The sequence below is a fragment of the Sinomicrobium weinanense genome, from assembly GCF_018863395.1.
Lineage (GTDB): Bacteria > Bacteroidota > Bacteroidia > Flavobacteriales > Flavobacteriaceae > Sinomicrobium > Sinomicrobium weinanense.
This window is the reverse complement of record NZ_JAHKRR010000001.1, coordinates 521,764-546,068: the sequence shown is the minus strand read 5'-3', so window position 1 is coordinate 546,068 and position 24,305 is coordinate 521,764. Positions and strand designations below refer to the sequence as shown.

Sequence of the window (24,305 nt, the reverse complement as noted above, 5' to 3'; positions counted from 1 at the left end):
AGATTAACATGGGTTATGCAAATTTTCAAATTTATCATATTTTGCCTCCGTAATGGCATTCTTTTTATTTAAAAGTTTGTCTTTCCCTCCGTTTTTCTCAATATAATGTTGCTCCCAAACATGCGCTTCATAAGGAGTCCAGTTCCCTTCTTTAACCGTTCTTGGCTGATACCTACTTGGATCCCAGCCTTTTTCATTGACATGTTGTTCAAATCTTGTATTGGTGCCTTGTGTTGTTTGCCCTACATAAACAACCTCCTGGGTTTGTGTATCAACTATTTCATAAATTTCGGTATTCTTCTTGGTTGTACTCTCAAAAATTGAAGGTTTGTTCTGGTTGTGCACCAAGACCCCATAGGGATGTACAAAATAATTATGCAGCCCTTCAACTTCAAAATTATAGGTTGATTCTTCTGCTCCACGAAATATAGCTATTCCGGTAATGGAAGAATAACTTCCCTGGATATTTTGAACCTGCATTCCTTTCTCCAAGTCCTGTACCGGCATCCATTTTTTCTGGTCTTCTATCCAAAATAAATGTCTCTTTGTTGCGAAGATTTCATTTTCGCCGTCAACAATAATTTTATAGTATTTGTTGGTCCAGTTACCATATAATCTGGAAATTCTTTTTTCAACCAGGCGGTTTTGATTAAAGTCATAGGCATAAACTATATCTGATGTCTTTAAGTTTTCTATTGCTATATCCCCTTTTGGAGTTTTTATTAAAGTGCCGGGTAAAAAACACGGTTGTTTTGTTCCCAACTGCTGGTACGAAGGCGGGCCTTCATAAGCCTCTCCTTTACCTTTCTTCGGAGGTTTTGATGTATCTGCAGGAGGGCTACTTTTAGGGCCGTTCTCTGCCTCATTATTTTTAGAGTTAGGATTGTCCGGATTTTTATTATTCTCTGGTTTTGATGTCCCATTTCCATCTGCAGGGATGTTATTTCCACCGGAATCTGCTGGCTTGGGCTTGTTCCCTTTACTTCCGGGGACTAATAGCATAATAGCTGTTTGAGCATCTGACCAGGACCCGTTAAAAGTAGCTATATTTTTAAGGGCAACGGCGCTCTCGGTGTATTCCTCCACTGCACCGTCCCAAAAAGCGCCAACGCCGGTTTGCCCGGTTTCCCCGTAAGCTCGCAGGGTATTTTCAGTACCTGATGCAGCGATTTCAACCCCCTGGTCTGCCAACCAACCCTTTGCAAAAATGTTCAGTCCCCCCACCAGATTACTTTTAATATACCCTGGGGCAGACTTAAAAAAATTAAACCCTGCACTGCCCAGACCTCTTAAACCGCCGGAGGCAAAAGCCCCGGCACTGCCGCTTAATGCTCCTCCCCCCAAACCTATTAAAGCACCATTGGTCATTCCTTCCATTATCCCGCTAATATAGTTAGCGGCCCCAAGAGCAATGGCCTGCCTCCAGCTTTTTATATTGGGGGCATTTTTTATTTCACCCCCTATGGGGCATATCATTTTATGATCGGATGTAATGGCGGGTGCTCCCTGTAAAATGAGGTCGGGTTTGCTACCCGTCCATTTCCGCAAAGCAGCCGCCTTTTGGCCACATAGCAGGCCTCCAACAACCCCGCCAATGACAGCTCCTGCTGCCCCGGCGGCGGCTCCTATCCCAACTAAAACAGCTAAAGCAACACCACCTGTAGCCACGGTTAATGCCGCAATAACAACTGCTGCGGCAGCTATGAGTGCCATAATAAACATATATTTTTTACAACCAAAATCGATTGAGCTGCTGGTCGCCGTGTCTACTACGGTAATATACTTTTCTTCACTTTGTTTTTTAACCATTTTACGGGAGCCCTGTAATTGGGCTGGAACATTCCCCATAGAACACGTCCAAAAATCTTTTTCAGTAATGATCTTTCCCATCCCTACACAGTATTATCTGGATATTCCTTTTTTACAATCCGTTTTACGATATAAACTTTCAATACTGATATAACGCCTGCTATGACCATTATTGGAACCAATGCCGGCCAAAATATTTTTTTGAACTGAAAAAATATCCATTTAGCAGACAACATCCTGTGCGGATTGTCTACGCTTGATAAAGCAAGCATTTCATCCCAAAATAGATAAAGCCATAATGCAAAAAGAGAAACAACGACTGCCCATAGTACAGGATTTTTTCTTACTCTATTCATAACTTTAAGCCTGTCTTCTCTCGGCACTTTTTTCAGTGCAGGAATTTGCTTCGTAATCTTATCTATTTTTTGCTCTTCATTCATTTTTATAAGGGGTTAACTATGATACTTTCTGTAAAACCTGCTTACGTTTTATAACACCAAGCCACAACCGGCCGCTATAACGAACGAGCTGTACACCAAAACTCAACACTTTGATTTTCTGTCTGTCTCCTTTTTGCTTGTTAGAGAATCGAACAAGGATATTTGTGGTGTTGATTTTTCCGGAACCCCGGCTTTCTACACCCCACGAAATGCTTGTCCTGCCCAGCCAGAAAGTGTCAAGGGTTAAAATATTATGGCTTTGTGGTGTTTTTTCAATTCGGCAACTCATTTCCGGTGTGTGTTTTCTCTATTATTCAGTTATTACGCGCCTGTTTTCCTTTAGCAGCGTATCGCTGATCACATGGTAATTCATCTTGGTGTACAGGCTTTCTTGTTGGGCAATTTCCTCTTTGCGGACCAGGGCCTCCAAAAGTTTCCCGGTTTGCCGTTCTACGCCAAAGGTAATATGTTCTGCCAAAACCGGCTCCAGCTTGCCAACATCGATCTGTTGTGAAAAATTTTTATACGCCCGTTGGTTAAACCCCTGGCCTAAACCACCATGGGGGTCGGCCTTGGCATATATGCTGATACAGCCGGAGTCGTAGGTGTTATCGTTATCCGTATAAATGGAATATGCCCATTGCACATTGGCTGTATTCAAGAAATTGGGTTTAACCACAGTTTTTTGCGTATGAATGTATTCTCCATAAATTTCTCCAAAGCACACGCTAAAAAATTCGCTGGCCTGAATGGCAGCCTTTAGGTTTGCCTGATTTTGGAATATCTCGTCATTCAGGTTGATGACTTGTTTCAAGTCGTCGTTTTCTTCCACAACCTCCTGCATTTCTCTTTTGGTTTGTTTCCATTTCCTTAAAATCAAGTCCATGTTTAACACATCCATGATTTTACCGCTTTTATCCAGAGTGAGGTGCAGTTCGTTATACATTCTGCCAAATATCCGGCTCATGGCTGAAACTTCCTTTACCATGGGGTTATTGGATTCCAAAAGGATATTATCCAACTGTATAAGTTCCACCTCCATATCGCCACCTATACTATCTACATTTAGCACCCGAAAATCCCACCGGATCTGTGCTTTAGACTTCATATTCATATTTACGGCCATCAAATCGGAATCAATGGTCAGGGTATATCTTTCGGCAAACGGCTGTTTTATACTGATAAGCTCACTCATTACTATCCGTTTCCTTAGTTGATAAATACATTACCACCGTCCAGTTTGGTCTCTCCGGCAATATGGTTGTTTTTGCCCGTGATCTTGGTATTGGCAGTCCCTGTTACCTGAATGTCTTTTCCTTTAAGTTCTATAACCCCATCTTTCTTAAGAATAAGGGAACTCTCTCCTACGGTTATAGCGAATTGCTCTTTTCCTAAAAAATTAATCACCCCGTTTTTATCCATATTCAAGGTACTTGCCCCTTTCCCAACATCAATATTTTTGGAAGTATCCCCGTTAATATGAATATTTCCTGCGCCATCCATGGTTAATACGGCCGTACCATGATCTGTTATAGAAATACTTCCGTCTTTATCATTCATAACCACTTTTGTTCCACTCCTGCTTTGAAAAGCCTTCAGGTTATTATCCGGGTCGTGGTACCCGCTTTTGGCTTGGTTGTGGTGTACGCTACCGGTAACAAAAGGCAACTCTGCATTGCCACTTTGGAAATCAAGCATAACACTCTCTCCTTTTTCCGGGATAAAATGAAAACCTTTACCATTACCGCCGTTAGGAGAAGCCAGAGGTATCCAGTCTGTTGTTTGGGCATTTTCTTTCTGCCAGGCCATTTGCACTTTGACCCGTCCCAAACCTTTGGGGTCATTGTTGTCCATGACTACTGCGGGCTGGCTTTCACATTTTGGATATTCCCCCGGATTGGAAAAAGGGGAGACTTCCACGGATACAGGAACAGCCCTGAACTGGTTGTTATAGTCCCCGGTGTCTACACAATGATGTGTAGTGGCTATGACTTTGAAAACCCCTTGTGAGCTGCCGTCTTCATCCAATATCCTGATTATGGCCCCGGGGCGCAATGCCGGGTTTTCGCTGCTACCGTTGACATAGATCATATTGGCCACTTTTTTCTGGAAATTCAGCTCGGCATAATTGTCCATATCCGCTTTCCCTGTCCCCTCATTGACCAGTTGGTTGTGCTGTACGATAGTTTCTTTGGAAAATACCCTCCCGGAAGATTTTACCAGCTCTGCCGCAATACCGTTGACCCTGTTTTCATATTCCCTTGTTTTACTTTGGTGAGATTCCCCTTCAGACAGGTCATTTCCATGATATTTGAAACGTGTAGGCTGCAAACTGAGTTCAAAGTCATATTGGGTCAGGTTATACCCGTAGTGCAAGGTAATTTCCTCGCCTGTATTTTCCTGGCCTATGATAAGTTCTATACCGTTGTAGTAAAACCATTCGCCCTGGCGGGAACACATACGCCTTAAAAAGCTGTAATCACTTTCGTTATACTGGGCTATGTAGGGATAGGGGTTATCTTTTAAAGGCTTAGCCGCGATCTTTAATAGTTGGGTATCATACTCCCTGGTGGTATTATGTACAATGTCAGACAAAGGTTTCTTTAAAAAAGAAGAAGATTCCGGGCCGTTGTCCATGAGTATGGTAGGGCTATACGCTCTGAACTGCAACCGCTTGCCACTGCTGTCATTCAGGTTTACAGCCTTGACACGGGTTACCACTCCTTTGAAATATCCTGTATGTGTGGAAAACATCCGTTCTACGCCCTGCATGGTCACCAGTATGGTCTCCCCGATAAGTTGATGGTAATTGCCCTTAAGCCCGGGATTTTGCAGATATACCTCTTCTTCCCGGCATTCTATGGTGAGTTCATGGTGACTGTCTATTCGCTGGCTCAGTTCAAAATCGATAAAGGTACTTATCCGTAGCTCCCCTACCTTTACAGTAACATCAGTTTGCAATGCCATAACTTCTACTTTTTATACGGTTGCTTGTTCATTCTTTTTAAAACACTTCGTCTTTATCCCATTCTAAAATATCAACAGGTATCCACTTGTCTTCTTTTTTCCGGTACCAGACGGTCACTTTATAGTCTTTATCCTTTTCCCAGGTAATCTCTTTGATATGAATGGTCTTACTGTCTACTTCTGTTTTGGAAAATATATTCAACAGTCCTACCCTGAATTCGTGTATGGGATCTATACCGAGTACGAAGGTTTCCTGTTCAAGGGGTTTTCCATACTTTTCCAGCGCTTGGGTTAACGTGGATTCACTCAATCCTTTCAGGGTGATAAAATACTTTGTCTTTCCCTCTTGAGGCGCTTTTTTATCTTTTTGTCCGGAAGGTTGGCAACACATCATCAGGCCACAGGTTATAAGAACCAATATATTTTTCATTTTACTGAAGTTTATTGATAGAAAAGGTAGTTTCGGGAATCATGGTATTAAGTTCCCGTACCAGGTAATCCAAATGCCTTTCCCGGAGTTCACTACCTACATTCATAATGCTATATAGGTCTCTGTAATAAGAACTTGTTGTTCTGTATTCATCCCAATGATTAACTTCATTGGGAACATTACCTATGGCGTGTCCAAACTCATGTGATACCCCGTGTTGGAAAAAACCGGGCATTTTCTCTGTTGACGCAACATCTTCCGAATCAAGCAAAATCTTTCTATCCGTCCAATTGGTCTTACTTTGCTTAAACCCTCCCTTCGGGATTTTTCGTATCACAACTCTCCAGTGTTCATTGGACAACACCCATTTCAAATCAAAATTTACAGTAAACTCTCTGTTGACAGCTTTCTTTGCAAAATCGGAACTCCCCTCAATCTTTATAAAAAAATGGCCTCCCCATTGGTTCCATATCAATTTGTCGGCCTGATGATGAAATTCTTTTTTTTCATCATAGGTCCAATTTGATAAAGGAATCACGGTTTGCCAATCATACTTCCATCGTTGCTGTACCAAAATGGTTTGCCTCTGGGGCTCAATAACAATGTCCATCCGGTCGGTTTTCTTGCTTAGGTCCATTTTGGAGGAATAATAATTATACTGATCTATACTGTCGCGGGCCACCTCTTTTTATAGGGGGTATTCCCTATATTGATCTCCTGGGCGGAAATCACAATCTCAGTACACATAGGTTCATCGCCGGTTGCCCTGAATTTCTCTTTGTACCGGACACAATAACCCTTTTTAAAACTTGTGGATTTCATCCGGGCCATACCATCCCGTTTATAAAAAACGAGTTTTCCATCTTTGACCTGGGTAGCACTAACTGCCCAATCGGAAAAATGGTCTTTCATATCCGTCTCAACGACCAGGCGTATTTCACCGCCCCTGGCATTGGTGGCGGGTTTTCCGTTGTGGTCTGTCCCCTTCTCCACTAAAATATCATACTCCAGAATGTTGTATGACATATTGTCGATCTCAAATTTCGCAAGAAAACTCATACCCTTATATCTGTTAAATTATTTGTTATTGTAGCAGTTTACTAAATTATATGTTTCTATTCTCATTTTATATACTTAAAAACCAGTATTTATACCTATCATGCTTTTATTCCAGTCTTAGCCGTTCCGATAATGATTTGAGTTCCTGGTGAAGCCCTTCAAAAAAAAGCCGATAATTATTAATGAGCTTGGGGGCGTAAGCTCCATACTTTTTCCGGTGATACGGAAAAAACTTGAATATCATGGGCTTTGTTTTTACGTCCACTGCCCTATGCAATGCTTTTTTTATCAGCCTGTCATCATCCATTACTTTATTGAGTGCCTCAAAATACTCAATAGTAGGCTCTACTGGCCTGGCTGTAAAACGGTCTATTCTACTTCTAAGATCAGCCAATCCTTTTTCCATGAGCCGGTACTCCCACTCATACAAGAACCTGTTACCCAGTCTTATTTCCGCCAATACAGCCCTAAACATAAACCGTTGATCCACCAGCCTGCAATAATTAATTTCCGGAATGGACAATATTTTCCGTATTGTTTGGGCCTTTTTTCGGGGAATATATCCCCAGCCTTCCATTTCCACATACTTGTCCGGAATGATGCCTTTTTTCTTCCACCTCCCTTTCAGGTTTTGGAAATATTCGGCCTTTTTCTGAAAGTTTGCGGCCCGTCCGTAATTTTGTTCTGCTTTTCGCAGGTTTTCTTCTGTGTATTTTGCCAATGGAAATACTAAATACAATATTCTACTATATTCTTTATGACCTCTTTTTTGCAAAAAAGTCACATATCCCTGTAAAAAACAAGGATGTATTCAGAATTGGTTTAGCTTTTAGGGGAAGGGTAATAAAGGGGAGGTTTTACGCTCCCCTTGTAATATTTGATTTGATCGCTTATTACAATTAATTTGGAAATGGGCTTATACCCACTCGTTGATATGTTCACCACCACCACTTGAAAGCATACGGCAAGAGATAGTGAAAGTTTCTGTCAGGGGGTTGTCCCCTCTGTGATCAAAATTCTCCTTGTATTTTACCAGGTAACCTTCAGTGAAATTTACTTCACGAAGTTTGGCATCAGTATCACGCTTGATATAAGTGATAACACCGTTTTTACGTTCAAAGTTATTGGTCATCCACTCAAAGAAGAAAGAGTCCCCTGTGGATTCTACGGTAAGGTGAATACGCCCTCCACGGGTTACGGAAGAAGGTCGTCCTGTGGCATCTACTTCTTGTGCCAGGTCATAATTAGCGTTCAAGATATTTACTTTCTTGCCGCCAACAGATAATGTTGCTTTAAATGACATAATACGTAAAATTTAAAAATTAAGGTTAACAAATAAAAAATACCAAATCAAATATTGAGTTATAAAACAGTTCGCAAGATATTAAATATGAATGTATTATGCAAGCATACTATTTTAAAAAGACATTATGCTTCTCTGTTTGCGAGTAAAATCATATTATCAATAAAGAAAAAGAAAAAAGAATTCCTGATCCAATTTGCCAAACGATTGGGTCAACTAAAAGAAACCAAAAAATTAAGTTTTAGAGATATTGCGGAGAATTGTGATCTCGATGCCAGTTTTATCAGCAAGATCGAAAAGGGAACGGAAAATATCACTTTAGAAACAGTTCTTAACCTGCTTTATGGCCTGAACATACAACCAAAAGAATTATTTGATTTTCATTTTGAACTAAAAAATGACGATATTCGTACCTAGTAAAGACAATATCGATCTCTAAAAACCATTTTAACGGTATTTAAACAAGGTCGATTCTATACCAAAGGAATATGGATCAGCACAATTTAATAAAAGACTTACTTCAAAAATTCCGGGAGAATACCATAACCCGGGAAGAATTTGACAAGCTCAGCAGTATGGTAGACCATGCTACTAAGGAAGCCGAGGTTAAATACTGGATGATGGACCATCTGTATGATATGGAACCTTCTGATGAGGATGACCCGGAAGCATGGGATGCGAAGAGTGAGATACAATTTGAAGAATTGCAGAAAAAGATTAAGGACAGGGACAAAGAAGGTAAGTCTTAACTGCCCTGCCGGCATAATACCTAAGCATTACAGCATCACTTTATAAGGATACGGTCTTCCCCTGTCTTTATATATGATTTATAGAGATCTTTAGTGAAATGCCTATACCACAAATCTCAATAAGCCTCCACACCTCCCCTTAAAATCTCAAAGCACCATTTTGCCCGAAGAAACGTATAAAAAAGTTCAGACCTGGTATTACAGGTCTGAACCGTTAAAGTATTAAATGAAAATTTAAAAAACTAAAGATCATGCTGGTGCCGTTTATGGTACCGGCCTTTGCAAATATTCCCGTTTCCGGGGAAGAAAACAACCTGTACGGGCACCGTCTCAAAAATAAGCATTAAAGTGCAGAACGCCATACCGGGCGATCGTTTTTCCGTAAGAAAAAAACAACTCTTGTTCTGTTAGCCTATTTATCCGGTTCAAAATCGAGCGAAACGGAATTCATACAAAACCTTTTATAGGTTGGCGCGGGCCCGTCGTCAAAAATATGCCCGAGGTGCGAATTGCAGCGGGCGCATTCCACTTCTGTACGGTGCATACCGTGCGAGTGGTCTTCCTTGTAAATAACACTGTTGTCTCTTTCGGTCTCGAAAAAGCTCGGCCACCCGCAACTGCTGGCAAATTTGGCATCGGACCGGAACAGGAGATTGCCACATACGGCACAATAGTAAGTGCCCCTGGTTTCGCTGTCCCAGTATTTTCCTGTAAAGGCGCGTTCCGTGCCCTGCTCCCGGGCCACGTAATACAATTCCGGGGAGAGGATCTTTTTCCATGCTGCGTTACTTACCTGCAATGGTGTGGTATCCGTACGGGAATAGTACGGGTTGTTCTCATGTCTGGTATCCATCTTCTTTTTTTGTTGTGCGTTACCTACCCCTGCTGCCCCTAACAATACGGACAACACAAAGGTCAGTTTTATAATATTCATCGTCCGGGGGATTAATGGTTTAGTTTCGGTACATAGCAAAAATCATCAGTTATGACTTAAGACTGTACGACATAAGACATAGGACTTTAAAATATCTAAATAAGCAATCTTAAAATTTAACTACGCTTTAGTCTTATGTCATAGGTCTTGAAATCTTAAGTCTGAGAAAGAACAGAATTCTGTCATGTACTTAATGTTTCAGTTTATCTTTAAATACCTTTTTAAACTTTTTTAACTTGGGTTGAATGACATACTGGCAATAGGGCTCCGATTTGTTCTGGTTGTAATAATCCTGATGATAATCTTCCGCCCTGTAAAAAACCGTAAGGGGCGATACCTCTGTTACTATCGGCTGGTCGTAAACCCTTTCTTCATTGAGCTTTTTGATATAATATTCCGCTTTTTCCTTCTGCTTGCCATTGCGATAGAATATGGCCGACCGGTATTGTGTACCTCTGTCATTTCCCTGGCGGTTGAGCTGTGTGGGGTCGTGTGCCACGAAAAAGGCTTCCAGGAGTTCGTCAAAGGAAATCACGGAGGCATCGTAAATAATGTTGCACGCCTCCGCATGCCCTGTGGTCCCGGTGCATACCTGTTTATAGGTAGGGTCGGGCACCGAACCGCCCGTATAACCGGAGACGACTTTTTTGACCCCTTCCAGTTGCAGGAACTGGCTCTCCACACACCAGAAACATCCGGCTGCAAAAGTTGCCGTGTCTTTTTGTTTGGCTATCATTGTTTCTTTCGAAGGTTTTATTTTCGCAAACGTGTCCCTGCTGCCCCTGTCCTTTCCCTGTTTTGCAAATGCCAGTATCAATGACAAAAACAGGACCAGCCCCAGGCTTTTCCCTGCCGTGAATAACTGCTTTCTTTTCATGCCGTTTTTTTTAAGAACTTATATAATAAAGGTTTCAGTACAATTATTTATGACGTAAGACTGTAGGACATAAGACATAGGACTTTTAAATACCTAAATAAGTAATCTTAAAATTGAACTACGCTTTAGTCTTATGTCATAGGTCTTGAAGTCTTAAGTCTAAGAAAGAACGGATTTTTGTCATGTACTTAGAACAAAGGTATAGCAAAAAACAGCTTAATGCATATACAAACTTCCCGGCGGGAGTTAAAAAATGTTAAACTGCCTTTAAAATCAACAGGATAGCAAAAAATAATCCTAATTTAAGACCAAAAACCAAAATGAAGAAAACGCTGCTCCTTAGCCGGAAATGGTATGTTCTGGCCCTTGTTCTGTCTTTTCACTTTTTATCCGGCCAGAATAAAGTACTGGATGTGGCCGTTGCCGGGATGAACCACGATCACATCCATGTATTGCTAAACCAATACCGGCAACACCGGGTAAACATTGTCGGGATCGCCGAGCCGGACAAACAGCTTATCCGTAGGTTGCAAAAGGACTATCAACTCCCGGACTCCCTTTTTTACGACAATGTAGCCGGCATGCTTAACAAGGTGCATCCCGATGCCGTACTGGCCTATAACCCCATAGCCGGGCATGTGGATGTAGCCGAAGCCTGCCTGCCCCTTAAGATACCGCTTATGGTAGAAAAGCCGCTGGCCGTAAACAACAAACAGGCCCGGAGGATAGCCCGCCTTTCTGAAGCGAACAATACCCCGGTATTCACAAACTACGAAACCACCTGGTACGGTAGTAACCAGGTGCTCAAAACGCTTTTGCACGAGCAGGGGTTCGGCCCTGTAAAAAAGATGATCGCCCGGGACGGGCACCAGGGCCCGGAAGAGATCGGTTGCAGCGCGGAATTTTTAAGCTGGTTGACAGACCCCGTCAGTAACGGTGCAGGGGCGCTCACCGATTTCGGGTGTTATGGCGCCAACCTCATGACCTGGCTTATGGACGGCGAAAGACCCGTAGCCGTTACTGCGGTTACACGCCAGCTAAAACCGCATATATACCCCGATGTGGATGACGACGCCACCATTATCGTAGAATACGGGAACGGGGCAACAGGCATTATCCAGGCCTCATGGAACTGGCCTTACAGCATCAAGGACCTCCAGGTCTATGGCCCTAAAACCTCTCTCCATGCCGTAAACGGGGAAACCCTGGTCCGTTATGAGGAAATGCCGAAAGGCCGGGAAATCCCCGTCAAAGGAGATTATTTTAAAGACCAGGTCTCCTTTCTCGAAGCGGCCCTGGCAGGAAAAAAACTTCCTGAAAACCATCTGTCATCCCTGGAAAACAACCTCATCGTGGTAGAGATCCTGGAAGCGGCCAAAGCCTCTGCCCTGCGGGGCGAGCGTATTGAGTTGTAAAAAGCTCCCTTGTTTTTAAATACTTACTGTTAAACCTAAAACAAGATCGCTCCACAGCCATGGGACCTTTAAAGGGATGATCCGTAAAAAATTAAATTTATTGTTGTAATTTTCCTCCGGAATCCACAATTTTTATGAGAACTTAAAAACTAACGCTATGACCAAGATCTCCTGCGCATACATTCCCTTAGCGGTGTGTATTGCCCTGAACATTGTTGCCTGTTCTACAAAAACCAATGACAAACCCAAAACCATCCTGCCCGATAAGGACAATGCAGAGCTGCAACTGCCGGAGGGGTTTGGCGCCCTGAAAGTGGCCGACAGTATTGGCGAGGCCCGCCACCTGGTGGTAAACGACAACGGGGACATCCTCGTAAAACTAAACCGCCCCAAAGACGGGAAGGGAATTGTTATCCTCTCGGACGAGGATAAGGACGGAAGGGCCGACCGCAATACCGGCTTCGGGGACTACGGCGGAACAGGGATTGCCCTCAAAGGCGAGTACCTGTACGCCTCCTCCAATACCTCCGTTTTCCGCTATCCGCTGAACGAAAACCAACTGCCGGAAAACACCGGTACTCCCGATACCATTGTTCATAACCTCATTGACCGCGGGCAACACAACTCCAAATCCATTGTCCTGGACAACAACGAGAATCTCTATGTAAATATCGGGGCTTATTCCAACGCCTGCCAGGAGCGGGACAGGACCAAGGATTCCCCCGGGATGTACCCCTGCCCTATCCTGGATTCTGCCGGGGGGATCTGGAAATTCAAAGCCCGTATGATGAAACAGTCTTATGGCCAGGGAACACGATATGCCACCGGGCTGAGAAATGTAGTTGGGCTGGACTGGAACACCGCAGACAACACCCTTTATGTAATGCAGCACGGCCGGGACAACCTGCACGACCTCTTCCCCGAACTGTACGACTCCGGGGCTTCTGCCGAACTCCCTGCCGAGGCCCTCTACAAGATCGAAGAAGGGGACGATGCCGGATGGCCGTATGTATACTACGACCGGGACCAGGGGAAAAATGTGTTGGGGCCCGAATTTGGCGGAGACGGTAAAAAAGAACCGGAAGAAGGGAAAGGAAAAGACGCCATAGACCCCTTAGTGGCCTTCCCGGCGCATATAGCGCCCAATGGCCTGTTATTCTACACCGGCTCCATGTTCCCGGAAAAATATAAGAACGGTGCTTTTATAGCCTTTCACGGTTCCTGGAACAGGGCCCCGGAAAAACAGGAAGGCTTTATGGTGGCTTTTGTTCCCTTTAAATCCGGGAAGCCCGCCGGACCATGGGAGATCTTTGCCGATGGTTTTGCCGGCAAGGACCCGGTCATGGCTCCCGGGGAGGCCAAACACCGCCCCTGCGGACTGGCCCAGGGCCCGGACGGTTCGCTCTACGTTTCTGACGATGCGGGCGGGACCATTTACAGGATACTCTATAACGGCAAAGAATAACAAGCAACTTTTAGATTGACAAACAATACGAACTATGAAATACAGAAAACTGGGAAACACCGACCTTAATTTATCCGTAGTAACCTTTGGCGCCTGGGCGGCCGGGGGCTGGATGTGGGGCGGTACGGAACGCAAGGACGCTGTAAATGCCATAAGGGCTGCATACGATCACGGGGTGACCTCTATCGACACTGCTCCGATCTACGGACAGGGGACCAGCGAAGAGATCGTAGGCGAAGCCATTAGGGATATCCCCAGGGACCAGGTACAGCTGCTCACCAAATACGGTATGCGCTGGGACCTGGCCAAAGGAAAACTTGCCGCTCACAGTAAAGACAATACCGGAAAGGATATCGATATATACAAATATGCGGGGAAAGAAAGTATTATCAAGGAGTGCGAAGACAGCCTTAAGCGGCTCGGCACGGATTATATAGACCTTTACCAGATCCACTGGCCGGACCTTACCACCCCCATCCAGGAAAGTATGGAAGCGGTTGACCGGCTTATCCGCGACGGGAAAGTACGCCATGCCGGGGTGTGCAATTACGATGCAGAACAAATGGCCGAGGCGGAAAAATACGTTTCGCTGGCTTCTAACCAGGTCCCTTACAGCATGGTAAAAAGAGAGATTGAAGCGGAGGTCGTTCCCCATTGCCTGAAACATCAGAAAGGGATCCTTGCTTATAGCCCGATGGAACGCGGTCTGCTCACCGGAAAACTAAAACCCGGCCACCAGTTTGCCCCTGGCGATCACCGGGCATCCAATCCCTATTTCAAAGACATTAACCTTACACGCACCAATGACTTTCTGCAAAGCATTAAACCCATTGCCGATAACAAGGGACTGACCCTCGGCCAGCTCGTTATCCTCTGGACACTGGAACAACCCGGTATAACCATTGCCCTGGTCGGTGCCAGGAATGAGGCACAGGCCGTACAAAATGCCAAAGCTGCCGACACGGAGCTTACAGAAAGTGAAATTGCCGCGATTACGGAAAAACTCAGCTATTTGGAGCTGGAATTGTGATTTCCTTTGTTGGACGGTTGCCGGTTGCCAGTTTCGGGTTTGGTCCTGAGCAGAGCCAAAGGGCAGGTTTACCAGCCGGTAAGGCAGGAACTGATTATAAAAAACACCTCCGGAAAGTGCCTGAAGAACACTTTTTGGGAGGTGTTTCTATATCAATATATACGAAAGGGCCATGTCTAAAAAAGGCCCTCCAGGGGGCCCGCACACCATTTTTACGGTATGCTCATTTTTGGGGTAATTTGACTAAAACCTGGATTTTGAGAAAAGAAAACGCCGAAAGCTATTTCCTTTCCCCGGTCGTTTGGCAGTAAATGTTAATTGCGTATCAAAAATACCAATAAAAGTTAATTTTCCCCAATAAAAACACATAAAATACGATACATACCTTTTTTACATCACTGATTTTCAACTATATTACTATTTAGCAATGCTTTGGATATACCGCGGTTTATCGCGCAAAGCACCGCTTTTACAAAGGCCCTCGCTTCGTTCCTGTCCCTCCCTGCCCCGAAGAGATCGTGCGCTCCGGACCTGACTTTCACAAAGCTGTATATTTCTTTCCCCCCATACGTTTTGGTTCTGTTACAGGGAATATCCGTAATTTCAGTACAAAGTCCGTGTTTTACGCAGCCCGCTGCAAAGGCTGCCTGCAAAGTATCTCCCGTCCCCTCTACCATAAGGGTATTTCCGGGAGTTTCCAGGCTGGCCGTGATATGGGCCTTCGTATTTTCTTTCCTTTCTTCCAGGGACCTTAGCCGGTATGGCGCCGGATCAGAAAAATACGTCCTGGAAAAGCTGTCCAGCAACTGTGCTTCAGAGATCTCTCCTCCTGCCCTCTCCGTTTCTTCCTGAACGATACGGCTGAACTCTATCTGCAATTCCCGGGGCAGGACAATGCCGTGCTGTTCCAGTACATACGCAACGCCCCCCTTCCCCGACTGACTGTTTACCCTGATAATAGCTTCGTAATTACGACCGAGGTCCGCAGGGTCGACGGGCAGGTAAGGAACTTCCCATAATCCCCCGGGATCTGCTTTACGGGCGGCAAAACCTTTTTTAATGGCATCCTGGTGCGAACCGGAAAAAGCCGTAAAGACCAGCTCCCCGGCATAGGGATGCCTGGGGTGTACGGGCAACTGGTTGCAATGCGTTACTTCCCGGGCCACCGTGTCCATATCAGAGAAATCCAGTCCGGGGGCTATTCCGGAGGTATAGAGGTTCAATGCCAGGGTCATGATATCCACATTTCCCGTACGTTCCCCGTTGCCGAACAAAGTACCTTCAACCCGTTCTGCCCCGGCAAGACAGGCCAGCTCGGCGGTGGCAACGGCGGTGCCCCGGTCGTTATGCGGGTGAACACTGATTATTAGGCTGTCCCTCCGGTCTATATGCCTGCAAAACCATTCTATATGATCGGCAAAGACATTGGGGGTGGATACTTCTACGGTAGTGGGAAGGTTGAGTATCATTTTATTTTCGGGCGTAGGGTCAAATTCCGCGATCACGGCATTGCATATTTCCAATCCGAAATCGGGTTCGGTAAAGCAGAATGTTTCCGGGGAGTACTGAAAGGTCCACCGGCTTCCGGGATATTGCTCCATCTGCCGCTTCACCGCCCTCGCGGCATCTGTGGCTATCCGGATACAACCTTTGCGGTCCACGCCGAAAACCACATCCCTGAAAAAGGGAGCCGTGGCATTGTAGAGGTGAACAATGGCCCGGGGAACGCCCCGAAGCGCCTCAAAAGTGGTTTGTATCAGTGCAGGCCTGGCCTGTGTCATAACCTGGACCGTGACATCATCGGGGATCTTCCCTTCTTCGATCAGTTCGCGGACATAGTTGTAATCGGTTGAGGAAGCCGCGGGAAAACCGACTTCGACCTCTTTAAACCCCATACGTGTCAGCAGGTCGAAAAAACGCCTTTTCCGGGAAGCACCCATAGGGTTTATAAGCGCCTGGTTGCCATCTCTCATATCTACACTACACCATACGGGAGGGCATTGCTGCACCCTGTCGGGCCATTTCCTGTCGGGCAAATTCAAAAGTTTATTCGGGCTGTATTTTTTTCCGGGGTCCTGTAACATAGCTTCACGGATTTATATCTTTCTGCAAAGATCTGAACCGTAATTATGACACAATTACTATATTTAGACAATGAATACAGAAAAAGAGACAATCATAAGCGGACTCGGCCTCGGGTTTGAAATAAATCCCCGGCGTCCGGTTACCGCCTATTCCAAAACCATAACCCACGGGCGCTGCGAAGCGGCTCATTTACATCCCAGGGCACAGGTTATATATGCCGACCAGGGAATTATGAAGGTCGTTACTTCCGGGCAGCTCTGGACCGTAACCCCCACGCAGGGCATATGGATCCCCGGCCTTGAAGAACACCAGGTATATTTTCCCGATAATGTGAGGGTCCGGACCTTGTTCTTCGATCCTTCGGTGACTAAAAACCTGCCGGACAAGTGTTTTGCATTTGATATGAACCCCCTGCTGAAAGAACTGATCCTGAAAATGACCTCATTCCCGGAAGCCCGCTTATCATCGCCCCGTGTGTTGAGGATGGCCGGTGTACTGGTAGATGAACTCGGGCATATAAAACCCGCTTCGCTCTTCCTGCCCACAAGTGACGAACCCCGGGTGCAACAGGTCACTAAAGCCCTGATTGCTCAAATATCGGAGAAGAAACCCCTGTCTTTTTACGCCGCCCTGGCCCATGTCAGTACACGCACCCTTTCGCGCCTGTTTATCAGGGAACTCGGTATGAGTTTCGGCGAATGGCGGACCAGGCTAAAAATACTGGAAGCCATTAAACAGCTAAACGAGCAGCGGCCGGTAAAAGAAATAGGATATGACCTGGGATATGAAAACCCCAGCACCTTTATCCATATGTTCCGGAAATACACGGGCCAATCCCCTGCCCGGTTCCACCTTTAGAAAGGGTACTAAACAACATTAAATTAAAATGAACCTGAGACACCATGGCACAAAAAATTTCCAACAGGCTGGCAGAAATTGTAGACGCCCTTCCATTAAAGAACGGTATCCGGGTATTAGAAGTCGGGTGTGGCACGGGGCTCGCTGCACGCGAAATTGTGAACCGGGTAGAAAACGGTTACGTCCTGGCCGTGGACCGTTCCCCGAAAGCCATTGCTCAAGCCACCAAAAACGCGCAAAAAGAAATTGAAAAGGGAGCGCTTAAATTCGTACAGGCAAAAATTGAAGCACTGGAACTGCCGGGAGAAGAACCTTTTGATTTTGCTTTTGCCATAAGGGTCGGAGCCCTGGACGGACGGCACCCGGAAATTGAACAGGAAGCCCTGAAAAAAATTTCCGGACTACTTAAAAAGAACGGCAAACTCTTTATAGACGGCGGAAACCCCTTAAGAGAATTAGTCCCTGAAGGTTTTAAAAACTAAAGCTGTTTTTATAAATGACTTAACACATTTATGGTAGCCCCATTCGGGTCTTTTACAAAAAAGCGGCGTACACCCCAGGGTTCGTTCCTGATATCATAGACGATATCCCAGCCCAGTTGCTTGGCCCGTTCGTATTTATTGTTGACATCGGATACTTCCATAGAGATAAATACAGCACTGTTATCTAAAGGGGCTATGTTCTCATTTTTTATAACCGAGATCTGGGCCAGGGGATTTTTTTCGGAAGCAAATGTATATATCCACTCCATATCCATTACTAGTTTCAGCCCCAGAAATTCCACGTAGAATTTCTTACAGTCGGTCATATCATTTGAATAAATATTCGGAACTATTCTGATGGTCTCATTCTTATTTTGCATTACTGTGGGGTTTGTTTGTTACTTTTAACAGTAAATAAGGTTTTGTAATTCGATGGATCAGTCCGTAAATTAGAAAATTGCAAATTTATTCATTGAAATTACAAAGATTTCCCGGATTACGGCACATTTCATCTTTTGGTATTCATTTGAAAGTTCCTGCTGTAAAAATTAAAGATCGCTTTAAACCAGGTCCCATGAATAAGATTATATCACTACTTGTTTTACTTCAACTTTCAGGCTACATCTGTGCTCAAAACGGAAAGATCCTGTCGAAAAGAGCGGTAGATATCTCACAGACGCAGCTCTGGGATAAAATTTCAGAAAATGACACCTTAATTTCCGGTTTTGAACACCTCAATACATTAAATTTTTACTTTATTACCTACCGGAGTGACTCCATACAGGTCAACGGGATCTTAATCGAGCCGAAAAAAGATGAAAAATACCCGGTTGTGATCTTCAATCGTGGCGGGAACCGGGATTTTGCACCATTAACGATTTCGACCATGATACTTTATACTTCCAAACTGGCCGCACAGGGTTATGTAATTGTCGGAAGTAATTATCGGGAAAAAGATGAATTCGGCGGTTCGGAAATCAATGATGTCCTGGCCCTGACGGAAACCGTGAAGGAGATCAAAAAAGCCAACCCTGATCGTATCGGGATGTTCGGCTGGTCAAGAGGTGGAATGATGACATATCTTGCCCTTCAAAAGTCCGACGAGATCAAAACTGCCATTGTGGGCAATGCCCCGACAGATTTATTTGGCATTATAGCAGACCGCCCCGCACTGGAATCTAAAGTGATTGCAGCATGTATTCCGGGTTATTGGAAACACAAGGACACTGAACTAAAAAAACGTTCCGTTATCTATTGGAGCGACGAGCTGAGTAAAAAAAGTAGTTTACTGATTTTATGCGGAACCCGGGACAAAAGGGTAAACCCCGTTCAGGCAGACAAAATCGCCAAAGATCTGACAAAACTGAATTATGATTTTGAGTTGAAAAAGTTCGAAACAGATCACTTTTTCTCTGACAAAAAAAAGGAACTTAACGATGTTGTCATACACTGGTTTAATGACCGGTTAAAAAAATGAACCAATCAATCAAACAACATGAACAGGGAAATTAAGGCCTATAACAATTCTCAAGCAAACGCGGACAGGGAGATCTGCAATACCCTGGCAGAAGAGATTTGCCATAACCTGCCCGAAGCCGAAAACAAGATATGGCACGGTCACCCGGTGTGGTTCCTGCAAGGCAACCCCATTGTGGGGTACAGCAAATTAAAAGACTGCATACGCCTGTTTTTCTGGAGCGGGGCCGGTTTTGACGAAGAACAGCTCAAACCCACCACCGGGAAATTCAAGGACGGTTCCATACGTTATACCCATATCGATCAAATAAACCGTGACGATGTGAAACGCTGGCTCGAAAAATCACGAAACATCCAGTGGGACTATAAAAACATCGTAAAGCGGAAAGGGGTATTGAAAAGGCTGAAATAAAACTGAATTATCCGGGGCAGGCATCCGTTACACCGGAATAATCAGTCGCCGAGTTCTTCGATAAAAAGGTCCCGGTCAGAAATATATGTTTTAATGCCCAGTTTATGATCTAAAATCCGTTCGCTATAATCTGTATAAAGGGCCGGATTGATTTCCCCGCTGAAAAGAAGTTCTCCTTCTTTATTATAGGTTTTTATGCTTGTTTTATTGTTGTCCTTGTTCACTTGAGAATAGGCTTCTGAACGGTAGCCGTTATCGGTCTTTATCCATACCGTACCTGTGGTTAATGTGCCTTTTGAAAAAATGGCGGTGTGTTCTGCTTTGTTGTTTTTAAACCGGACAACCTTGCCGTGCAGCCGGTTGTCTGCCTTCTCATAAGACAACAGGCTGTTGCCTTTCGCGTCATAGACCGTGGTACTCGATTTTTGTTCCGACAGATAATTGGTTACTGTTTTCAGGTTTTCTTTATTCTTTATTTCTTTTACAACAGTACCCTTTTCATATATTTTTTCATCGCCATAGCGGGATGTTTGCCGGCCTTCATAAGGGGCGCCATTTTTATACAGAAGCCGGGAAGCCTCCTCCCCTTTCTTATCGTAATAAATGGTATAACCTTCTTTTTCCCCGGCATTAAAATTTTCTTCCACCCGCTTCGTGCCATCTACGAATTCGATAAACTTACCGTGTTTTTTATCGTTTATATAATAGCCTTCTTCTTTTACATTTGTTTCATCACTTTCATATTTAATATAGGCACCGTGCCTCATACCTTCTTTCAGCTCCATTTTTTCCTTCGATCTAAAATCATAGATCGTCCCGGTAGGTTTACCATTTATAAAAGTGGCTTCCGCTATCAACTGGCCTTGCCGAGCGTAAAATTTCGCTTTACCATTCGCCTCAATATCTTCGCGTAACACGATATCGTAAGTACGCAGGACACCGTTATAAACCTGTTGATAGGTTTTTTGTTTAACGTATTCTCCGTTTTCACGTTGTATGATCTTCTCAACATCATCGGACTGTGAAAAAAATTCGTACAGAACACCTGTTTGGGTCTCGTAATTATATTCGCCTGTTTGTTTGCCCGCCTGATCAAAAAATATCCCTGTGGTCTTTGTGCTTTCCGAATCCGGTTTGTAGTTTATTTCGCTTTGCTTCCTGCCGTTGCTATAATAGGTAATGCGTTTTATCAGTTGTTCATTTTCGTTATAGGCTTTCGTTTCCCCGAAGCCCTTTATTTCATCGGAGCCGATTTCTCTCCGATAGTTATATGTTGTTTCTTCCGTTTTTTTACTGTTTTTATATCGGGCTTTTAAGGCGATCCTGTTTTGATAATCTATCCTGAACAGTGTCCCTTCTACCGGCGCCGGGTTATAGCTTCCGTTTTCCAGCAGGTCCGGAAAATATTTTCCCGGTTGCAGCGCTACCCTGAGCCGGCCCAGGGATTTTCCAATGCTGTCATAAAAGGTAATAACCGAATTTTCCAATGAAGCGAACACCTTGTCAGACCTATGGTAGTGCTTTACTGCCTGTACCGCCTTATTGTCTTTATAGGTAATAATATCGTTGTTCTTTTCCCGGATAGTGCCGTTCAGGATGTCGTCCTTTTTGGTGAAAACTCCCAATTCTTCACCTTTATCGGTATAGCTGATGGTTTTTACCACCCGGCCGTTCTCTAAAATATCCTCGCGTTTTAAAATACCGTTGTTGTTAAACTCCTTAACCGAGGTTTGCCTGCCGTTCTCATAGCCTATTATTCGCCCTATTGTTCGCCCGTCCGTATTATATTCATATAGTTCGCCTTCCAGGTAGAACAGCCCGTTCTGTTTACTTTCGTATTGGAGCTCACCTATCCGGCCTCCCTGCTCATTATAAAAGGTCTTTTTGAGCTGAATGGTGTCAAAGGTGCTCCGTGCCTGCCCGTTCGGGAAAAAGGAATACGAATATTTATAGGAGCCGTCCCTGATCTCCACAACGGTTTTGACCTTCATGGGGTTGGAATAATAGCTGACCTTTTCCCCTTCCTGTTCCTGCGCATTAAAACTCCCGATCAGTTCTCCCTCATCGCCGTAAAACACACTTTTAACGATACGCTCTTTTTCCAGGTAATTTTCAAACCGGATGCCGTTCCTGTCCGTATCGAAAAAAACTTCCTTTTTTTTCTTTCCGTTCTGATAGGTAATTTCCTGGCGGGTACCATATGACCCCCAGGGCCTGTAAAAGGTGCTCACTCCATGCAGGATATTGTCTTTATAAGTTTGCTCGTTTATCGCCTCTCCCTTTTCATCATACCAAACGGCCTTACCCTCCAGATGTACAGAATCCCTGTACCTGGAAAGCCCGGTCATTTGCCTGGTACCATCGATGTAAAAATCGTTTATCCGGTATAGTTTCTTCTCCTTTTTTACGGGAAGCCGGTAAAAAAAGGCTTTTTCTTTGGTCGTTTTTTTCCAATTCCCGTCAAACCAGATCGTGTCGTTTTGGGCATTCGAAAATGCAAAACAAATGAGCAGTAAAACAGTGATAAAAGGAGTTCTCATGGACTGATTTTTATAATTAAAATACATTTCCGGATCGTTTTCGGGCAAAAGATAAAATTTATTTCGTCGAAAATCATCCGAATATTTTTATATATGCCGGGGGTGATAAATAAAAAACGCACTACCGGGTAGCATTCATTTTATATCGGACGATCGTTTCTTATGCAAAGATCTTATTAGTTGCGTAATATCGCATCACTGAAATCAGTGATATTATATTGCATATTCACCTGCTCAAAGCATAAATTATGGCTATCTTGTACCTCCTATAAAATATGAACAAATGAAAATTAACAACCTGAAACAAAGACCTCACCTTACTAAAAATACCAAAACCGAAAAAACGTACCTTCAATTTGAAAAACTTCTAAGCGAATTGAGAAAAAGGGAACTGCCCGCGGAGATCGTAAACTCTGTCAATAAAGATATTGAGGAAATAAACTCAATTCCGGGTGATGGAAACCCGTTGAAAAAAACGATCGGGAAAAAACAAAACGGAATTATTAAGCTCATTGAGAAAAAAATAAAATTAGTGCCTAAAAAACATTATCTCAACTTATGGTTACCATTAGGAATGGCTGTATTCGGTATTCCGATCGGAATTATCTTCGGGATAAGCATGGGAAATATGGCTTTTCTGGGAGTCGGATTGCCCGTGGGAATGGTATTGGGCATTGCAATAGGTACGGAATTGGATAAAAAAGCATTTGAAGAAGGAAGACAGCTCGATTTAGAGGTTAACTAAATTACTGCTGCTGCCATCCTTAAAAACACTACGCCATGGAATGAGATCTTTGAAGCGCCAACAATAAAGGACGATATGGCTTAAGGCCCTGTTTCCGGTTATAAACCGGCATTAACGGGCCTTTTTCGGTTTTGTAGCGTTGAAAATTATTAGATACCTTTGGAAAATATTTTTATACACAAGTTGTAGTTTAGATAAAAACAACATCGTAAAATAACACTAATTTAAACCCTAAAAATCAGGTTATCGGTATGGAAACAGAACAATGGATTGAAAAAGGAATAGAGTTGATCGTAGAGTTTACCCCCAGGATCATTCTTGCCATTTTAATATGGATCGTAGGCTTGTGGGTCTTCGGACGTGTGGTCAAATACGCCCGGAAGATCATGAAAAAGCGGAAATACGACGTCGGTCTGCAAGGTTTCCTGGCCACCATACTGGATTGGGGGCTAAAAATACTTCTGATTATCATTATTATGGGTACGCTTGGCATTCAGACCATGTCTTTTGCCGCCGTTATCGCTTCTGCCGGCCTGGCCATAGGGCTTGCCCTTCAGGGATCACTGGCCAACTTTGCCGGAGGAGTACTGATCATGATCTTTAAACCTTTTAAAGTAGGCGACTTTATAGAAGCACAAGGCATTTCCGGAACCGTAAAGGAAATCGGTATCGTCAACACCTCCCTCAATACTTTCGGCAATCAACTGGCCATTATCCCTAACGGAAAACTATCCAATGAGAACATTGTAAATTACAGTGCCGAAAGCATAAGAAGGGAAAATATCATTGCCGGTATCAGTTATGACTCCAATATTAAAAAGGCCAAAGAGATCCTTCTCGATATTGTAAACTCCAAAGAAACGGTTCTCCGGGAACCTGCACCCATGGTCATCGTTAACGAGCTGGCCGATAGCTCCATCAACCTGTCCTTAAGGTATTGGGCCAGAAACGAACATTTCTGGGACTGCCGCTGGCATGTACTGGAAGAAATGAAATACCGCTTTGATGCCGAAGGTATTGAGATCCCCTATCCGCACCAGGTGGAAATTCAGAAAGAAGGGTAACCATGCCCGCCGGTACCCGTTGAAGTAAAACGGAAATGGGCATCAGAACACAACATATTGGACAAAGGCCCGGCTTCGGGCCTTTTGTAATTCAGGTATGTTTTAAAAACACCGGCGGTCGCAAAGGACGGAAAAGGGGAAAACAAAAGAAACTACCTGCAACGC

At 44.1% G+C, this 24,305-nt stretch carries 25 protein-coding genes; 11 read left to right on the top strand and 14 right to left on the bottom strand.

The window, feature by feature from the left end; all coding sequences use genetic code 11:
- Window positions 1–3: 3 nt before the first annotated feature.
- From KN811_RS02370 to tssD (KN811_RS02330), 9 genes are all read right to left on the bottom strand, one after another.
- On the bottom strand, window positions 4–1,890 hold the full coding sequence (locus KN811_RS02370; RefSeq protein ID WP_187966992.1) for a polymorphic toxin-type HINT domain-containing protein: 1,887 nt from the start codon (window positions 1,888–1,890) through the stop codon (window positions 4–6).
- A gap of 2 nt (window positions 1,891–1,892) precedes the next feature.
- Window positions 1,893–2,249, bottom strand: coding sequence for a hypothetical protein (locus KN811_RS02365; protein ID WP_187966993.1), 357 nt, complete (start codon window positions 2,247–2,249; stop codon window positions 1,893–1,895).
- Window positions 2,250–2,559: 310 nt separating this feature from the next.
- On the bottom strand, window positions 2,560–3,444 hold the full coding sequence (locus KN811_RS02360; RefSeq protein WP_187966994.1) for a hypothetical protein: 885 nt from the start codon (window positions 3,442–3,444) through the stop codon (window positions 2,560–2,562).
- A 14-nt stretch (window positions 3,445–3,458) separates the two neighbouring features.
- Window positions 3,459–5,216 carry a type VI secretion system Vgr family protein gene (locus KN811_RS02355; RefSeq protein WP_187966995.1) on the bottom strand — a complete coding sequence of 586 codons (1,758 nt, stop codon included), beginning with the start codon at window positions 5,214–5,216 and terminating at the stop codon, window positions 3,459–3,461.
- Between the two features lie 37 nt (window positions 5,217–5,253).
- Window positions 5,254–5,646 carry a hypothetical protein gene (locus KN811_RS02350; RefSeq protein WP_187966996.1) on the bottom strand — a complete coding sequence of 131 codons (393 nt, stop codon included), beginning with the start codon at window positions 5,644–5,646 and terminating at the stop codon, window positions 5,254–5,256.
- Between the two features lies 1 nt (window position 5,647).
- Window positions 5,648–6,283 carry a hypothetical protein gene (locus KN811_RS02345; protein ID WP_187966997.1) on the bottom strand — a complete coding sequence of 212 codons (636 nt, stop codon included), beginning with the start codon at window positions 6,281–6,283 and terminating at the stop codon, window positions 5,648–5,650.
- A gap of 26 nt (window positions 6,284–6,309) precedes the next feature.
- Window positions 6,310–6,705, bottom strand: a complete 396-nt coding sequence (gene tssD / locus KN811_RS02340; RefSeq protein ID WP_187966998.1) for a type VI secretion system tube protein TssD — start codon at window positions 6,703–6,705, stop codon at window positions 6,310–6,312.
- A gap of 106 nt (window positions 6,706–6,811) precedes the next feature.
- The gene (locus KN811_RS02335) at window positions 6,812–7,426 is read right to left on the bottom strand and encodes a hypothetical protein (protein WP_187966999.1); all 615 of its coding nucleotides are present in this window, start codon (window positions 7,424–7,426) and stop codon (window positions 6,812–6,814) included.
- A 195-nt stretch (window positions 7,427–7,621) separates the two neighbouring features.
- Entirely contained in the window at window positions 7,622–8,008 is a 387-nt protein-coding gene (gene tssD, locus KN811_RS02330; RefSeq protein WP_187964373.1) for a type VI secretion system tube protein TssD, read from the bottom strand.
- 87 nt (window positions 8,009–8,095) lie between these two features.
- On the opposite strand from tssD (KN811_RS02330), the gene KN811_RS02325 reads away from it, so the two are divergent.
- Both KN811_RS02325 and KN811_RS02320 read left to right on the top strand, forming a co-directional pair.
- Window positions 8,096–8,425: a helix-turn-helix domain-containing protein gene (locus tag KN811_RS02325; RefSeq protein ID WP_187967000.1), complete on the top strand. Its 330-nt coding sequence runs from the start codon at window positions 8,096–8,098 to the stop codon at window positions 8,423–8,425.
- A 71-nt stretch (window positions 8,426–8,496) separates the two neighbouring features.
- Complete coding sequence (locus KN811_RS02320; protein WP_187967001.1) at window positions 8,497–8,757, top strand: hypothetical protein; 261 nt, start codon at window positions 8,497–8,499, stop codon at window positions 8,755–8,757.
- Window positions 8,758–9,169: 412 nt separating this feature from the next.
- On the opposite strand, the gene msrB is transcribed toward KN811_RS02320, so the two are convergent.
- Together msrB and msrA are read right to left on the bottom strand one after the other, a co-directional pair.
- Window positions 9,170–9,691, bottom strand: coding sequence for a peptide-methionine (R)-S-oxide reductase MsrB (gene msrB / locus KN811_RS02315; protein WP_216334653.1), 522 nt, complete (start codon window positions 9,689–9,691; stop codon window positions 9,170–9,172).
- A gap of 190 nt (window positions 9,692–9,881) precedes the next feature.
- Window positions 9,882–10,568, bottom strand: a complete 687-nt coding sequence (gene msrA, locus KN811_RS02310; RefSeq protein ID WP_187966621.1) for a peptide-methionine (S)-S-oxide reductase MsrA — start codon at window positions 10,566–10,568, stop codon at window positions 9,882–9,884.
- A gap of 320 nt (window positions 10,569–10,888) precedes the next feature.
- On the opposite strand from msrA, the gene KN811_RS02305 reads away from it, so the two are divergent.
- The 3 genes from KN811_RS02305 to KN811_RS02295 all read left to right on the top strand — a co-directional run bounded on the left by KN811_RS02305 (window position 10,889) and on the right by KN811_RS02295 (window position 14,478).
- On the top strand, window positions 10,889–11,983 hold the full coding sequence (locus KN811_RS02305) for a Gfo/Idh/MocA family protein (protein ID WP_187966622.1): 1,095 nt from the start codon (window positions 10,889–10,891) through the stop codon (window positions 11,981–11,983).
- Window positions 11,984–12,140: 157 nt separating this feature from the next.
- On the top strand, window positions 12,141–13,448 hold the full coding sequence (locus tag KN811_RS02300; RefSeq protein WP_187966623.1) for a PQQ-dependent sugar dehydrogenase: 1,308 nt from the start codon (window positions 12,141–12,143) through the stop codon (window positions 13,446–13,448).
- A gap of 34 nt (window positions 13,449–13,482) precedes the next feature.
- Window positions 13,483–14,478 (top strand): aldo/keto reductase, encoded by a 996-nt coding sequence (locus KN811_RS02295; protein ID WP_187966624.1) that lies wholly within the window; start codon window positions 13,483–13,485, stop codon window positions 14,476–14,478.
- Between the two features lie 395 nt (window positions 14,479–14,873).
- Here KN811_RS02295 and KN811_RS02290 read toward each other — a convergent pair whose 3' ends face one another.
- A complete protein-coding gene (locus KN811_RS02290; RefSeq protein ID WP_187966625.1) occupies window positions 14,874–16,562 on the bottom strand; it encodes a 2-isopropylmalate synthase in 1,689 nt (562 codons plus the stop codon).
- Window positions 16,563–16,632: 70 nt separating this feature from the next.
- On the opposite strand from KN811_RS02290, the gene KN811_RS02285 reads away from it, so the two are divergent.
- Together KN811_RS02285 and KN811_RS02280 are read left to right on the top strand one after the other, a co-directional pair.
- Window positions 16,633–17,421 (top strand): AraC family transcriptional regulator, encoded by a 789-nt coding sequence (locus KN811_RS02285; RefSeq protein ID WP_187966626.1) that lies wholly within the window; start codon window positions 16,633–16,635, stop codon window positions 17,419–17,421.
- Window positions 17,422–17,465: 44 nt separating this feature from the next.
- On the top strand, window positions 17,466–17,903 hold the full coding sequence (locus KN811_RS02280; RefSeq protein WP_187966627.1) for a class I SAM-dependent methyltransferase: 438 nt from the start codon (window positions 17,466–17,468) through the stop codon (window positions 17,901–17,903).
- A gap of 8 nt (window positions 17,904–17,911) precedes the next feature.
- On the opposite strand, the gene KN811_RS02275 is transcribed toward KN811_RS02280, so the two are convergent.
- Window positions 17,912–18,283, bottom strand: coding sequence for a VOC family protein (locus KN811_RS02275; RefSeq protein WP_187966628.1), 372 nt, complete (start codon window positions 18,281–18,283; stop codon window positions 17,912–17,914).
- A 194-nt stretch (window positions 18,284–18,477) separates the two neighbouring features.
- On the opposite strand from KN811_RS02275, the gene KN811_RS02270 reads away from it, so the two are divergent.
- Window positions 18,478–19,380 carry an alpha/beta hydrolase family protein gene (locus KN811_RS02270; protein WP_187966629.1) on the top strand — a complete coding sequence of 301 codons (903 nt, stop codon included), beginning with the start codon at window positions 18,478–18,480 and terminating at the stop codon, window positions 19,378–19,380.
- A gap of 18 nt (window positions 19,381–19,398) precedes the next feature.
- Complete coding sequence (locus tag KN811_RS02265; protein WP_187966630.1) at window positions 19,399–19,791, top strand: DUF1801 domain-containing protein; 393 nt, start codon at window positions 19,399–19,401, stop codon at window positions 19,789–19,791.
- 41 nt (window positions 19,792–19,832) lie between these two features.
- Here the strand turns inward: KN811_RS02265 and KN811_RS02260 are convergent, their stop codons facing one another.
- Complete coding sequence (locus tag KN811_RS02260; protein WP_187966631.1) at window positions 19,833–22,331, bottom strand: toxin-antitoxin system YwqK family antitoxin; 2,499 nt, start codon at window positions 22,329–22,331, stop codon at window positions 19,833–19,835.
- A 283-nt stretch (window positions 22,332–22,614) separates the two neighbouring features.
- On the opposite strand from KN811_RS02260, the gene KN811_RS02255 reads away from it, so the two are divergent.
- Window positions 22,615–23,076 (top strand): hypothetical protein, encoded by a 462-nt coding sequence (locus KN811_RS02255; RefSeq protein WP_187966632.1) that lies wholly within the window; start codon window positions 22,615–22,617, stop codon window positions 23,074–23,076.
- 251 nt (window positions 23,077–23,327) lie between these two features.
- Window positions 23,328–24,140 carry a mechanosensitive ion channel family protein gene (locus KN811_RS02250; RefSeq protein WP_187966633.1) on the top strand — a complete coding sequence of 271 codons (813 nt, stop codon included), beginning with the start codon at window positions 23,328–23,330 and terminating at the stop codon, window positions 24,138–24,140.
- Window positions 24,141–24,305 lie beyond the last annotated feature (165 nt).

What these genes read in the sequence shown, in the direction of transcription:
- KN811_RS02370 (WP_187966992.1), bottom strand. Translation starts at nt 1,890, where the DNA reads ATGGGAAAGATCATTACTGAAAAAGATTTTTGGACGTGTTCTATGGGG.
- KN811_RS02365 (WP_187966993.1), bottom strand. Translation starts at nt 2,249, where the DNA reads ATGAATGAAGAGCAAAAAATAGATAAGATTACGAAGCAAATTCCTGCA.
- KN811_RS02360 (WP_187966994.1), bottom strand. Translation starts at nt 3,444, where the DNA reads ATGAGTGAGCTTATCAGTATAAAACAGCCGTTTGCCGAAAGATATACC.
- KN811_RS02355 (WP_187966995.1), bottom strand. Translation starts at nt 5,216, where the DNA reads ATGGCATTGCAAACTGATGTTACTGTAAAGGTAGGGGAGCTACGGATA.
- KN811_RS02350 (WP_187966996.1), bottom strand. Translation starts at nt 5,646, where the DNA reads ATGAAAAATATATTGGTTCTTATAACCTGTGGCCTGATGATGTGTTGC.
- KN811_RS02345 (WP_187966997.1), bottom strand. Translation starts at nt 6,283, where the DNA reads ATGGACCTAAGCAAGAAAACCGACCGGATGGACATTGTTATTGAGCCC.
- tssD (WP_187966998.1), bottom strand. Translation starts at nt 6,705, where the DNA reads ATGAGTTTTCTTGCGAAATTTGAGATCGACAATATGTCATACAACATT.
- tssD (WP_187964373.1), bottom strand. Translation starts at nt 8,008, where the DNA reads ATGTCATTTAAAGCAACATTATCTGTTGGCGGCAAGAAAGTAAATATC.
- KN811_RS02325 (WP_187967000.1), top strand. Translation starts at nt 8,096, where the DNA reads ATGAATGTATTATGCAAGCATACTATTTTAAAAAGACATTATGCTTCT.
- KN811_RS02320 (WP_187967001.1), top strand. Translation starts at nt 8,497, where the DNA reads ATGGATCAGCACAATTTAATAAAAGACTTACTTCAAAAATTCCGGGAG.
- msrB (WP_216334653.1), bottom strand. Translation starts at nt 9,691, where the DNA reads ATGAATATTATAAAACTGACCTTTGTGTTGTCCGTATTGTTAGGGGCA.
- msrA (WP_187966621.1), bottom strand. Translation starts at nt 10,568, where the DNA reads ATGAAAAGAAAGCAGTTATTCACGGCAGGGAAAAGCCTGGGGCTGGTC.
- KN811_RS02305 (WP_187966622.1), top strand. Translation starts at nt 10,889, where the DNA reads ATGAAGAAAACGCTGCTCCTTAGCCGGAAATGGTATGTTCTGGCCCTT.
- KN811_RS02300 (WP_187966623.1), top strand. Translation starts at nt 12,141, where the DNA reads ATGACCAAGATCTCCTGCGCATACATTCCCTTAGCGGTGTGTATTGCC.
- KN811_RS02295 (WP_187966624.1), top strand. Translation starts at nt 13,483, where the DNA reads ATGAAATACAGAAAACTGGGAAACACCGACCTTAATTTATCCGTAGTA.
- KN811_RS02290 (WP_187966625.1), bottom strand. Translation starts at nt 16,562, where the DNA reads ATGTTACAGGACCCCGGAAAAAAATACAGCCCGAATAAACTTTTGAAT.
- KN811_RS02285 (WP_187966626.1), top strand. Translation starts at nt 16,633, where the DNA reads ATGAATACAGAAAAAGAGACAATCATAAGCGGACTCGGCCTCGGGTTT.
- KN811_RS02280 (WP_187966627.1), top strand. Translation starts at nt 17,466, where the DNA reads ATGGCACAAAAAATTTCCAACAGGCTGGCAGAAATTGTAGACGCCCTT.
- KN811_RS02275 (WP_187966628.1), bottom strand. Translation starts at nt 18,283, where the DNA reads ATGCAAAATAAGAATGAGACCATCAGAATAGTTCCGAATATTTATTCA.
- KN811_RS02270 (WP_187966629.1), top strand. Translation starts at nt 18,478, where the DNA reads ATGAATAAGATTATATCACTACTTGTTTTACTTCAACTTTCAGGCTAC.
- KN811_RS02265 (WP_187966630.1), top strand. Translation starts at nt 19,399, where the DNA reads ATGAACAGGGAAATTAAGGCCTATAACAATTCTCAAGCAAACGCGGAC.
- KN811_RS02260 (WP_187966631.1), bottom strand. Translation starts at nt 22,331, where the DNA reads ATGAGAACTCCTTTTATCACTGTTTTACTGCTCATTTGTTTTGCATTT.
- KN811_RS02255 (WP_187966632.1), top strand. Translation starts at nt 22,615, where the DNA reads ATGAAAATTAACAACCTGAAACAAAGACCTCACCTTACTAAAAATACC.
- KN811_RS02250 (WP_187966633.1), top strand. Translation starts at nt 23,328, where the DNA reads ATGGAAACAGAACAATGGATTGAAAAAGGAATAGAGTTGATCGTAGAG.